This window comes from Sphingobacterium sp. G1-14, assembly GCF_002196555.1.
GTDB lineage: Bacteria > Bacteroidota > Bacteroidia > Sphingobacteriales > Sphingobacteriaceae > Sphingobacterium > Sphingobacterium siyangense.
The window spans coordinates 649,880-662,128 of the sequence record NZ_CP021381.1; the positions used below are offsets into that span (position 1 = coordinate 649,880).

Genomic DNA, 12,249 nt, shown 5'->3' on the forward strand with positions numbered 1-12,249 from the left:
TCAACACAAATATCCTAATTTTTGTTTCATAATTCTACTATTGGTGGCAATCGGTCATTTTTTATGATATAAAACCAACAAATTGACGGTTAGAAATTACATTTTTAATCCTTAACTTTGTTGTATGATTGAACTTCCAGTTATTCCGGCAACTCCTGCACAACGCAAGCCTGATTGGTTGCGTGTCAAATTGCCTGTTGGTAAAGAGTATAGACATGTCAGAAGTCTTGTAGACGAGCATAAATTACATACAATTTGTGAGAGTGGAAATTGCCCGAATATGGGCGAATGTTGGGGAGCTGGAACGGCAACCTTCATGATTTTGGGAAATATCTGTACACGTTCTTGTTCATTTTGTGCGGTAGCAACCGGTCGTCCTCTGGCGGTTGATTTGGATGAACCCAATCGTGTCGCCAATTCTGTCAAGTTAATGCAGGTAAAACACTGTGTGATCACTTCGGTGGATCGTGATGACCTAAAAGATGGTGGTTCGGTAATATGGGCGGAGACAATCAACGCAATCCGTAGAGAAAGCCCAGAAACAACCTTAGAAACACTTTTGCCAGATTTTAAAGGACAATGGGATAATTTGGATCGCGTGATCGCAGTACGTCCCGAAGTTGTTTCGCACAACCTCGAAACTGTCCGTCGTTTGACAAGAGAAGTTCGTGTTCAGGCTAAATACGATCGTTCACTCGAGTGCCTACGTCGCATTTCTGAAGCTGGACTCCGTACAAAATCAGGTATTATGCTTGGCTTAGGTGAAACTGAGGAAGATGTTATCGAGGCAATGCAAGATTTATATAACGTCGGGGTACATATTTTGACATTGGGTCAGTATTTACAGCCTACGAAAGCTCACCATCCTGTAATCGAATGGATTACACCTGCACAGTTTGAGAAATATCAGAAAATTGGTTTAGAAATGGGATTCAAGTATGTGGAGTCTGGACCGTTGGTTCGTTCTTCTTATCATGCTGAGAAACATCTATTCGATATGCAATAGAAAATAGTTCTAAAGTTTTTTAACGAAGAATACTTTTTTCGCAAGATATAAAAAGAAGCCTGAGTGATTTTTTGCTCAGGCTTCTTTTTTTAATAGCTCAAGGCAATTGTTTCTTTTCGATGGAGTCTGATGCTTTAAAGGTTAAAAACTGTGCGGAGTAAAATTGTTCTCCCGCGAAGTTCAAATTCATTCTGGGAAATCATATTGGCCGTCATCAGATAAGTACGATAGTTTTTGATATTGGCCAAATTATTCATTTCCAATTCGAAGTCCATTTTCCACTTGTTGACCTTGTAGCGCGTAAAAAAGTCTATGAAGGTATAACTTGCATTCTTCATGTTTGTTTGAAAGGTGGCAAGATTGCGCAGGTTTAGCCGCATAAAGCCATTTTTGAATGGGCTGGTCGGAAAACCTATATTATGCATCATTGTGGTGGTTTTATTTTGGATCGTATTGTCCAGGCCCTGTTGTTTACTCCTGCTCCAATTGAATAGTCCAGAATAGGAAATGTTATAAGATTTAAAGACTTTAGCTTCTATACTGGGTTGAAATAGATAGCTCATACTTCGAATAGGGACTAGGGCATTGTTTAACAATTGATTGTATTTGAAGTGAGAAATGCTTCCTTTTAGTTTGAGGGTACTTGCCAGGGGGAAAATGTATTTATCAAACCCGATCTGAGAAGACCAGCGCTCCTGCAGGTTATCCATATTGACCAAGATATTTTCGGTGATGTTATTTTTTATAACGGAAGATAATATCGTGTTGGAAAGCGATCTTGAATAGCTAATACCAGCATTTGCAAATAATACTTTTAGGGTGCGGGCTAAATTATAATTGAGATTAAATGTATGTTTTTTGGATTCATTTAGCGCTGCATTATTTTGGCTGAGCATTCTATAGTTCCGTAATACCGCACCACGGTATATATCTTCTATGTTACCAATGTCCTGCGCAAATTGATAGTTAAATTGAAGATAGTCTTCTTGAGAAACCTGCCATCTCGCTTTTAAATTAGGATTGATCAGCATGGAATTTTTGGACGTGGACAGCTGATGACTGACGTCTTCATAATGGGTAAATAAATAGGTTACCGGGATGTCGAGCTGGGTTTCAAACCGATTTGTTTTCCAGGAATATTGAGGAGTAATAAATGCTTGGGACCTGCTCCAATACAGATCATTACGGGTATTATCGCCCAATGCGCGAATATGTTGATCATTATCCGCTATTGTAAGGAGCGAGTTGAAGTGTTGGCGATCTGTATTGAAGCCAATTTGATAGTATTGCTTGATTCGGCCTTTATTGAAGCGATAACCTGTACTGATCTCCGTAAAAAAGGAAGGAATTTCAATTTGCTGGCGGCTACTTTTATAGGGAATGCTATCGTTGAGTATTTCTGGAAAAACGCCGGGATAGATCTGTAAAGTCTGTGGTTTATTACCATAATTTAAAGACCAGTTGATTGCAATAATGTCATTGTTTTTAAGTTGGGGTATATAGCTAAACAAGTTGCTGAATCCCTTGATGTTGTGTTTTTGGAACTGCTCGATCTGGCCTGAAGAGTTTGCCAACAATGCTGTTATATCTTTTTTTTCATACTCAAATGACAAGGCATTACTCGCATATTTCTTTTCCGTATTGGTGGATGCCGAAAGTCTGGCTGCGCCAAGCCATCGCGCTGTTTTCAGATGATTTTGCTCATTAAAATAGACGTCGCCATCATCGAGCAGGTATTGTGTGCTTGCGGCATTATTTTGCCTATCGTTGTCGTATAAAACCTGAATATTTGATTTTAGCTGCCAGTGATTCTTGAGGTTGTATAGGTTATTGGTGTTTAGCGAACCTGTATTGTTGAAATAATAGTTGTTTTTAGGAATATTTGGACTGCCTGTTGTGCTCGTCGCCAGGAGATTGTTGATGGGCGAGCTGCCAAACTTGGCCAGTAAAGAGGACTGATTGGCGCCGATGATATCTCCGGAAAGATCATTGCCAGTATTATTACCGCTGAGGACATTCAACATCTTAACTTTTTTGTTGAATAGGATTGAGTTCAATTCAGGATCATAGAGATTGGGCGTGCCGACGCCAATTTTGGCCTGCCCAGTGAGTTTTAGCTTTGCTTCCTCTTTGATAACGAGATTTATGGCGACGTCGTCTGTAAATCTTTTATTTTTAAGGACTTTATAATGTTCGTGATTGTCGAGTACCTGAATGTCCTTTACCATTTTATGCGGGATTGTCCGTGTACCTACACCATAGCGATTTTCCAATAGATCGTCACCGTCAATGTAAAGTTTAGAAACGGTTTTGTCCTGGTATTTAATAAGACCCGATTCGGTAACTTCCATACCCGGAAGACGTTTGATTACGTCGCCTATATTTCGATCCTCTTCTTTGGCAAAAGATCCGACGTCGTAGGAGATTGTATCATTTGAACGGCTTACTTTAGGTTTGCTCTTTACAATGACATCTTGTAGTAGATTGGTTTTTGGTACGAGGGCGATCCGAAGATTGGATGTCTGCGTGCCAAGTTTGAGTTCAAATTTTTCGTAAGTAAGGTGATTGATCTGCAGGTAGAGGCTTGCATAGTCCTTTGTTAAGGTAATTGTAAAACGCCCTTCTTTATCTGTCGGTTTGAAAGCGATAATTTTGTTGTCTGAAAGGATGTTGACACTGGCAAAGGGTACGGGATGCTGCGTCTTATCCACTTGGACCGTTCCATTAATCGTTTGCTGGGCAAAGGTTATTTGCCCAAGCAAAACGACTATAAATAAACATAAAAATACTTTCATTAAGGCGTCAGCTCTATCGGATTGTTGGTAACTTTTGAAGGTTTGTATTTATCGTCTCTTGAAATATTGAAACTCTTTATTTTTGACGGATCCAAAGCACCAGCAGGGGAGCCTCCTCCGGAGCCGGAACTGGATCTAACTGCAACCATACTACCCGATGAACCTACACTGATGGTTCTGTTTTTTCCCGATTGGGCTTGCATATAAGCTTGTGGATTGGCCTTAAAGGCTTCCTGAACTTTTTTTACCTCTTCTGCAGTACTTACGATGGCGTTTTGCGGCAGGGCCACCGATGTTTTGCCATCCTCAATTTTGTCGAATCCGGCGTAAGCAAAAATCACCTCATTTTTTGTGTCACGGACATCCAGAATTAGGCCAGGAAGACCATGAAGTTTCCACGGACCATAGGAAAACGGCAGCTCGGTTGTAAACCAGGCGATATAGGTTCGGCCTTTGAATGTTGTTTTTGCGTTCTGGCAATTGTAGCCACCAATTTCTTTGCGGTCACCCAGTATTTCCCAATCTTGAGTAGGGTAAGCCTGTGGAATGGCAAAATTGTCACTGGCAACGCTAACCACTTCGGTCATTTTGTTTTGATTGGCGTCTAATAAATAGGAGGAGCTTGATGGTGTCGAGCGAGTAGTAATGTTTAGTGTACCGTCGAAACTGGGGCCCTCCATTTGTTTTTTGACCTCATCTTGCATGCGCTTGGATGAATATGATGTGTAGTAGCTGGCCTGTTGATTCAGGTAAACGACTGTTTCATCGCGTATAAATTGATCCCGTTGGGTGCTATCATTTACATGCTTGAATTCGTAATGTACTTTTGCGATCGCTGGAGTACGCTCTTGTGCAAATAACAGCTGCGTCGCTAAGGATAATAGGAATGGTAATGAATATTTCATAAATGTATGTTTATATCGTAAATATACGAAATATTCGTAATCAGGAAAATTTATTCTAAATTTTCCTTGTAATCCTCTCTAGGGCAGGTTACTGCAGGTGAAGAAATGTTTGATTTGTTAGCTATCTTTTTTGTTAACTATTTCGCTTTGTCAGCGATATAAGTTTAGTGGGCATGTTTAGGCATATGCGCTATTGTTATCTTTTAAACACAGTCTCACCTGCAATTACTGTCCGTTCTGTTTTTACATTTCGCAGTTGCTCATTCGGAATTTTCAAGATATCCTTTTCGAGGATAACAAAATCGGCATCTTTTCCCACTTCGATACTTCCTCTTTTTTTCTCCTGAAAACAGGAGTATGCCGCCCAGATTGTCATTCCCTTCAAAGCGTCTTCACGGCTTATCGCATCTTGCATCTGAAATCCGTGGCTAGGATATCCTTTTTTGTCGACGCGGGCTACTGCCGCGTGGAAACCATATAAGGGATTGAAATGTTCGACCGGGAAATCACTCCCCAATGCGAGTTTTCCATATTCTTTCAACAGATGCTTATATGCGTAAGCGCCTTTCATGCGTTCTTCACCGAGTCGATCTTTGGCCCAGTACATATCGGAGGTTGCATGTGTGGGTTGTACAGATGGTATGATTTGATACTTTCGAAACTTATCAAAATCTGCAGGCGATATAATTTGGGCGTGCTCGATTCGCCATCTACGATCGTCGTTATTGTGGAGGTATTTGCCATAAATATCCAATATAATACGATTGGCCGAATCGCCTATCGCATGGGTATTTGCCTGAAACTTACTTTCGGCAATCTGTTTGATCATTGCTTCGTATTCTTGAGGGCTATGGAGGAGAAAGCCATGGGTGGGGGCATCATGGTAATGCGCGAGGAGGCATGCACCACGGGATCCCAATGCGCCATCGGCGAGCAGTTTAAATCCTTTGATCTCGAAACGGTCTGTTTCATAGAAACCCTGATCGATAAATGACTTTATATTTTGCGGATTGCCTAGGATCATGGCATAATCTCTAATTTTCAACTGCCCTTCCCGATAGTATTTCTTAAGCAGATCGAGTCTTTCTTTTGATAAACCTGCATCTACAATGGAGGTAAGACCAACGGAAAGGAGGGAGTCTTGCGTTCGCTTGAGCATTCTTAGATATTCTTTTTCACTCGGAACCGGAATGGTCTTATTGACAAGATCCATTGCATTGTCGATCAAGAGACCATTGGGAGTATCATTAGTCCCGCCGACTACACCGCCGCGAATGATGGGGATACTCGTTAATTTTGCCCATTCGAGTGCTTTGGAGTTCGCAACCGCCGCATGATAATCTACACGCATGAGGTAGACGGGGATATCCGGGAAAGCTTTATCGAGTAGGTCCTTGGTTGGGAAAGTTTTATCTTTCCAGCGATTTTGGTCCCAGCCACCACCGATCAGCCAAGTTTTGCCCGGGTTTTTTTGTTGGTAGTTTTTGACACGTTGAATAACCTCCTCGAAAGAATCGGCGCCGTTTAGGTCGACTTGATCCATTAGTTCGGCTTCGTCAAATAAATGCGCATGGGCATCGTAGAATCCCGGATAAATGGCCTTCCCCTGTGCGTCAATTTTTTCTATTGCTTTGTACTTTCGCTGTATTTCTTCATCGGAACCAATGGCCATAAACTTACCATCTTTGACAGCAAAAGCATGTGCTGTACTAAAAGCCGAATCTACAGTATATACTTGCGCATGATAAACAATAAGGTCCACTTTCGTTTGCGGTGAACATGATATGATCGTCAAGCAGAACAAAAAAATGATTATTGGGAAGGTTTTCATAACCTAAAAATAGGAAAAAGCTTTTAATAAACTGAAACTAGACTTGGGGCTAGGTCTGCTGGATATGCGGACTTGAGGTTTTGGCTGATCGAATTGCTTTAGGTGATCGAATTGGCTTACGTGAGGCGCCTATGCTGAGTTGCCGCATATTGTTCGGACAGGAGACCATCTGTCAAGTTTTGAAAGGGGACGTGCAGGAAAAGTAAGGAAAATACGAATTATCCAATAGACAAAAAAGGCTATCCAAATAACTTGGACAGCCTTTTTAATTCAAAAATCAAAATACGTGATTAACAGTACTCGTCAAATGCTGCAACTAAATTGTCAGCAATCATTTGTGCCGGGCGACCTTCAATCATATGTCTTTCAATCATGTGTACCAATTTCCCGTCTTTAAATAAAGCCATTGCTGGTGAAGATGGAGGGTAAGGCAACATGTAGTTACGTGCAGTGTTTACTGCATCAGTTTCCATACCTGCGAAAACAGTCACCAATTTAGCTGGGTGTTTTTCGTTTTTTACAGCAGCTTTTGCAGCAGGACGTGCATTTGCAGCAGCGCAACCACAAACAGAGTTTACAACCACAAAAACAGTTCCTTCTGATGCGATAGCCTGATCAACTGCTTCAGGTGTTTTTAATTCTTCGAATCCCGCATCAACTAACTCTTGACGCATTGGAGTTACTAAATATTCTGGATACATTATTTCTTAAGTAAAATGTTAATATTCTATTTTAATTGTGTTTATAAAGCTTTCTGTCGCCGGGCAAGTATACTTACTCCGCATAAACAACATGCTATACTTTATTCCTACAAATATAGCTGTAAAAGGCTGCTTCGTCAAGACACTTGTCTCAAATCAATGTCAGAAAATCTTTTACAGCATGAAGTCCATTTTCAAGACGTTGGTCGCCGAGACCCGAAACAAGACGATAATTCGCATTAATGGCGTTCAATTCGCTTTTCCAGATCTCCATGAAATGTTCGCGCTGTTCGGGGAAATCCCGTAGTGGATCGTCCTGCCAGGGTAGATCGATATCCATCAGCAGATAAAGGTCATAAACATGTTGTTGAATTTTATCGGTGACTTCCGGTGGTGTATGACCGAAAAGATGATCTGACCAAATTTTGACCGTAAGGAAGGTAGTGTCACAGATGAGAAGCTGTCCTTGTGCTAAATTGACCAGCGCTTCCTCCAAAGCGACCTGTCCATAAAACATATTGACTTCGTCCTGTAAGGTATATTTATTGTTGAGGCTTTGGCAATAATAACGTGAATATTCGGGCACGCATACTGTCTGAAATTCCTTGGCAAGAAATTGTGCCATCGTTGATTTTCCGGTGGACTCGGGGCCAACAACGGCAATTTTTATGAAATCTTTTCCCACATCGATCGTTTTGATAGGCAATATTACGCAAAATTTTTATAGGTTTTCTGCCAATCGCGATAGCCATTCCAAGCGATGAGTGTGAAAACAAGGTAGAGTACTGCGGTCAGCATAAGGTCTTTGTGTATATAGAGCGGGATATAACAAATATCCACAAATACCCATAAGAGCCAGTTTTGAAGTACTTTGCGTGTCATCAGAAATTGAGCAACAAAACTTACGGACGTGCAGAAAGCGTCAATATAAGGAACATCGGAATTTGTCTTGCTATCGAGGAGATAACCGATTGACAGTGTCAGGACGAGGATTGCCAGGAGGCAAAGGAGCAACTGCCCCTTGCTGGCTTTGACGATGGGTTTCTTTTTTTCTTCTTTTCGTTTTATCCAATAATACCAGCCATAAACAGCAGTAGACAGAAAGTAGAATTGCAGTACAGTATCTCCATATAGTTTGGCATCATAAAACAGAATAGCATAGGACGCCACACTGATGATACTAATCGGCCAGTTCCATATATTTTGCTTAGCGGCCAAATAGACACAAAGAAAGCCTGTCAGGGTACCTAACCATTCGAGCCAAGAGGTCTGGGCAAATTGACGTGCAATCTGCTGAAAAAGATCATGCATGTGGTGTATTAAAAATTACACCCTAAATATACAAAGTCTGCCTTATAGTCAATTATTGAACCTGTTTATTAGCACAATTGGTACTGGCAAAAGACTCGGGCTTGGCCTTAAAAACAAATCCCATACCCATAATATAGCCCATGGCTTCTTTCAGGGCAACATTTGACTGGAAATTTGGATTGGTGTTGATGTCGGCGTGGACTTCGAGGTCTACTTTGTGTTTTTCGAGGAGGGGGCAGAGTTGATAGGCTATATCGATGGATTTTTGGACTTCGAGTAGCATCCTTTCTTTAATGCTCATTCGGTGGTGCCTTTTGTCCCGTTGGATAAACATAAATCCACCTTTATGTTCCCGGAGAAAGACGATGACTGTTGCGAAGTCGATGATGCCTCTCTTGACTTGGGAATCGGTGCCGATATAAACCTTGAGCTTATTCCCTAGGGCATCTTCTCGTTTAATGACTTCTTCAACAGCATCGAAAATCGTGGAGCGAATGGATTCGCCATTGTATTTTTGCCATCTCATAGCGATATAAATTAGATATAAAAAAATTAAACTTCATCATTGACATAAATTTACTGAATTTCAATGAGCTAAGTGTTAATTTAGTTTTAAATAATTTATCCACATTAATGGTGTTTTACACCATAGGCCAGGTCTCCGGCATCACCGAGCCCAGGTACAATATAGGCTTTTGAGGTCAGTTCGTGGTCGACGTCACCAACCCATATATGCGCCGTGGGTACAAAAGCCTGAACGTGGTTTAGTCCTTCTTCGGATGCAATGGCCGCAACAATGTGTAATTCCTTGATGTCATATTCGGCCAGGAGATCCTTACAGCATAAAACGAGGCTCTTTCCTGTAGCCAGCATGGGGTCTACAATGATTACTGTACGGTTGTCTAAGTTTGGTGTATTGACATATTCCTTATGAATTTCAAACTCACCGCTCTTTTTTGTATGCCGATAAGCCGCAATGAAGGTGTTGTCTGCGTGATCAAAAACATTTAAAAGTCCCTGATGAAAGGGAAGGCCCGCTCTCAGAATTGTAGCGAGTACGGGTTGTTCCATCAAGAGATGGGTTTTGGCCACACCTAGCGGAGTTTCAACTTCAACAGGTTTGTAGGTCATTGTCTTGCTGATTTCATAAGCGAAAATTTCACCTAATCGTTCCAGATTACGACGAAAGCGCATGCGATCCTGTTGAATAATGTTATCTCTCAGCTCGGCAATAAAATGATTTGCAATGCTATTTTGGGTAGATAGAATAGTGACCATGGCGTGTGTGCTAGTTCAATTAAACTAAAGATAATAAATAATCAATTGAAAGTAATAACATCTATGGTATTATTATAGTTTGCACTAAAATGGTAAAATTTTTAGTAAATTTGTGTAAGACCTTGGAAAGATATGGCCTGGATCACAGGTCGAAAAATCGTCTTTTTGCAGATTGAAACCATCGGATCATAAAAGTTGTTTTTGAGCTTACGCTTAAGCAATTCGTGGTGCAATGTTTGCTGGAAAAGGCCTGAATAGTTTTCTTTAAGAAATAGGAAGTATATGAAATTTGAATTGACATCGGAGTACAAACCCACAGGCGATCAGCCAGAAGCAATTAAGCAATTGGTAGCAGGTGTAGAGCAGGCAGAGCAATACCAGACGCTTTTGGGGGTAACGGGATCGGGTAAGACCTTTACTGTTGCCAATGTGATTCAGGAAACGCAAAAGCCAACATTGATTTTAAGTCACAATAAAACATTGGCGGCTCAGTTGTACGGTGAATTCAAGCAGTTCTTTCCCAATAACTCGGTCAACTATTTTGTGTCTTATTACGATTATTATCAACCTGAAGCTTTTATTGCTTCGACGAATACCTACATCGAGAAGGATTTAGCGATTAACGAGGAAATCGAAAAGTTGCGTTTGGCGACTACCTCGTCTTTGATGTCGGGTCGGCGTGATATTGTTGTCGTTTCTTCGGTATCCTGTATCTACGGTATGGGGAATCCGGAGGATTTCTCCCGATCTATTTTTCGTTTTGGTGTCGGTATGACTGTCACAAGAAATGCTTTCCTGCATAAATTGGTCGAGATCTTATATTCACGGACGACCGCAGAGTTTAAACGGGGTACCTTTCGTGTTAAAGGTGATACGGTGGATGTGTTTCCGGCATACTTGGATAATGCCATTCGGATTTCATTCTTTGGGGATGAAATTGATGAACTGAGTGAGATCGATCCTATTTCAGGTAAAACGCTCAATAAGATGGAAGATCTTGCTCTTTTTCCGGCAAACCTTTTCGTTACACCGAAGGAAAAATTCAAAGAATCGATCTGGGCTATTCAAGATGAATTGATGCAACGGAAAACGCAACTGGAAGAGGAGGGCTTAATGCTTGAAGCGAAGCGTTTGGAAGAGCGGGTCAATTATGATTTGGAAATGATGCGTGAACTGGGCTATTGCTCGGGAATTGAAAATTATTCCCGCTTTTTCGATGGTAGACAACCGGGGATGCGTCCGTTCTGTTTGCTGGATTATTTTCCGGAGGATTACCTGTTGGTCATTGATGAAAGCCACGTCACCTTACCACAATTGCGTGCGATGTATGGTGGTGACCGGTCGCGAAAAGTTTCCTTGGTGGAACATGGGTTTAGGTTACCAGCAGCTTTGGATAACAGACCTTTAAACTTTCCGGAGTTTGAATCCCTGACGAATCAGACGATTTATGTGTCCGCGACTCCGGGCGATTACGAACTGCAGCAGACCGAAGGTGTTGTTGTTGAGCAGGTCATTCGTCCAACAGGACTTTTGGATCCGATTATTGAAGTACGGCCAGCGATCAATCAGGTCGATGATTTCTTGGAAGAGGTCGATAAGACCATCAAAGAAGGAGGGCGTGTTTTGGCTACTACATTGACCAAACGCATGGCCGAAGAGCTTTCCAAATATATGACCAAGCTGAATTTAAAAGTCCGTTATATTCACTCCGAAATTAAAACCTTGGAGCGTGTGGAAATCTTACGGGGTCTTCGCTTGGGCGAATTTGATATTCTGGTCGGGGTGAACTTACTCCGTGAGGGGCTTGATTTGCCTGAAGTTACGCTTGTCGCTATTCTCGATGCGGATAAAGAGGGCTTTCTGCGTTCCGAACGATCTCTTATTCAGACGATTGGTCGGGCTGCCCGGAATGATAAAGGTCGGGTTATTATGTATGCCGATAAAATGACGGATAGTATGCGTGTCACAATAGATGAAACCAATCGTCGCAGAGACAAGCAGATGAAATATAACTTGGAACATGGCATTACACCGCGTACAGTCGGCAAAACAAGGGAGGAGATTCTGGAGCAGACTTCTGTTGCTGATTTTTCGGGTATTGAACCTAAAATTTATGTTGAACCTGATCCGTCGCAAGCCATTGCAGCTGACCCAGTGATGCAATACCTCAGTGAGAAAGATTTGAAGAAGGCGATCGATAACGTAAGGAAGAAAATGGACAAAGCTGCAAAAGAAATGGACTTCTTGGAAGCAGCGAAATATCGTGATGAAATGTTCTCCTTGGAGAAGCTCTATGAAGAGCGATTCCCATTGTAAAGGAAGCTGGTTTGTTAATATGTATTAATTATTGTTAATCAATATTAAGATTTGTTAAACAACGCTAAATAGCGTTTAAATTAAGATTCCGTCGTGCATATTTGTG

Annotated in this window: 10 protein-coding genes; 2 read left to right on the forward strand and 8 right to left on the reverse strand. The window is 41.5% G+C overall.

Annotation, left to right across the window (positions count from 1 at the left end; translation table 11 throughout):
* The first annotated feature begins 124 nt into the window (after nucleotides 1-124).
* Nucleotides 125-1,006 carry a lipoyl synthase gene (gene lipA, locus CBM24_RS02880; protein WP_075990947.1) on the forward strand — a complete coding sequence of 294 codons (882 nt, stop codon included), beginning with the start codon at nucleotides 125-127 and terminating at the stop codon, nucleotides 1,004-1,006.
* Between the two features lie 134 nt (nucleotides 1,007-1,140).
* Here the strand turns inward: lipA and CBM24_RS02885 are convergent, their stop codons facing one another.
* The 8 genes from CBM24_RS02885 to upp all read right to left on the reverse strand — a co-directional run bounded on the left by CBM24_RS02885 (nucleotide 1,141) and on the right by upp (nucleotide 9,827).
* The gene (locus CBM24_RS02885; RefSeq protein ID WP_088160144.1) at nucleotides 1,141-3,801 is read right to left on the reverse strand and encodes a hypothetical protein; all 2,661 of its coding nucleotides are present in this window, start codon (nucleotides 3,799-3,801) and stop codon (nucleotides 1,141-1,143) included.
* On the reverse strand, nucleotides 3,801-4,706 hold the full coding sequence (locus tag CBM24_RS02890; RefSeq protein ID WP_088160145.1) for a GLPGLI family protein: 906 nt from the start codon (nucleotides 4,704-4,706) through the stop codon (nucleotides 3,801-3,803). Before CBM24_RS02890 ends, CBM24_RS02885 begins: the two co-directional genes overlap by 1 nt.
* A gap of 196 nt (nucleotides 4,707-4,902) precedes the next feature.
* Nucleotides 4,903-6,468, reverse strand: coding sequence for an amidohydrolase (locus CBM24_RS02895; protein WP_232475670.1), 1,566 nt, complete (start codon nucleotides 6,466-6,468; stop codon nucleotides 4,903-4,905).
* A gap of 359 nt (nucleotides 6,469-6,827) precedes the next feature.
* Nucleotides 6,828-7,238, reverse strand: coding sequence for a BrxA/BrxB family bacilliredoxin (locus tag CBM24_RS02900; RefSeq protein ID WP_070563263.1), 411 nt, complete (start codon nucleotides 7,236-7,238; stop codon nucleotides 6,828-6,830).
* Nucleotides 7,239-7,389: 151 nt separating this feature from the next.
* Entirely contained in the window at nucleotides 7,390-7,923 is a 534-nt protein-coding gene (locus tag CBM24_RS02905; protein ID WP_088163435.1) for an AAA family ATPase, read from the reverse strand.
* A 23-nt stretch (nucleotides 7,924-7,946) separates the two neighbouring features.
* Entirely contained in the window at nucleotides 7,947-8,549 is a 603-nt protein-coding gene (gene pnuC, locus CBM24_RS02910; protein ID WP_088160147.1) for a nicotinamide riboside transporter PnuC, read from the reverse strand.
* A gap of 52 nt (nucleotides 8,550-8,601) precedes the next feature.
* Nucleotides 8,602-9,075, reverse strand: coding sequence for a ribonuclease H-like YkuK family protein (locus CBM24_RS02915; protein WP_046672303.1), 474 nt, complete (start codon nucleotides 9,073-9,075; stop codon nucleotides 8,602-8,604).
* Between the two features lie 104 nt (nucleotides 9,076-9,179).
* Nucleotides 9,180-9,827, reverse strand: coding sequence for a uracil phosphoribosyltransferase (gene upp / locus CBM24_RS02920; RefSeq protein ID WP_088160148.1), 648 nt, complete (start codon nucleotides 9,825-9,827; stop codon nucleotides 9,180-9,182).
* A 282-nt stretch (nucleotides 9,828-10,109) separates the two neighbouring features.
* Here upp and uvrB point away from each other — a divergent pair, with 282 nt between their 5' ends.
* Nucleotides 10,110-12,143, forward strand: coding sequence for an excinuclease ABC subunit UvrB (uvrB, locus tag CBM24_RS02925; protein ID WP_088160149.1), 2,034 nt, complete (start codon nucleotides 10,110-10,112; stop codon nucleotides 12,141-12,143).
* The last annotated feature ends 106 nt before the right edge of the window (nucleotides 12,144-12,249 follow it).

Bases quoted from the DNA above. Each gene is read 5' to 3' on its own strand.
- upp (WP_088160148.1), bottom strand. From the start codon at position 9,827: ATGGTCACTATTCTATCTACCCAAAATAGCATTGCAAATCATTTTATT.
- CBM24_RS02915 (WP_046672303.1), bottom strand. From the start codon at position 9,075: ATGAGATGGCAAAAATACAATGGCGAATCCATTCGCTCCACGATTTTC.
- uvrB (WP_088160149.1), top strand. From the start codon at position 10,110: ATGAAATTTGAATTGACATCGGAGTACAAACCCACAGGCGATCAGCCA.
- pnuC (WP_088160147.1), bottom strand. From the start codon at position 8,549: ATGCATGATCTTTTTCAGCAGATTGCACGTCAATTTGCCCAGACCTCT.
- CBM24_RS02890 (WP_088160145.1), bottom strand. From the start codon at position 4,706: ATGAAATATTCATTACCATTCCTATTATCCTTAGCGACGCAGCTGTTA.
- CBM24_RS02900 (WP_070563263.1), bottom strand. From the start codon at position 7,238: ATGTATCCAGAATATTTAGTAACTCCAATGCGTCAAGAGTTAGTTGAT.
- lipA (WP_075990947.1), top strand. From the start codon at position 125: ATGATTGAACTTCCAGTTATTCCGGCAACTCCTGCACAACGCAAGCCT.
- CBM24_RS02885 (WP_088160144.1), bottom strand. From the start codon at position 3,801: ATGAAAGTATTTTTATGTTTATTTATAGTCGTTTTGCTTGGGCAAATA.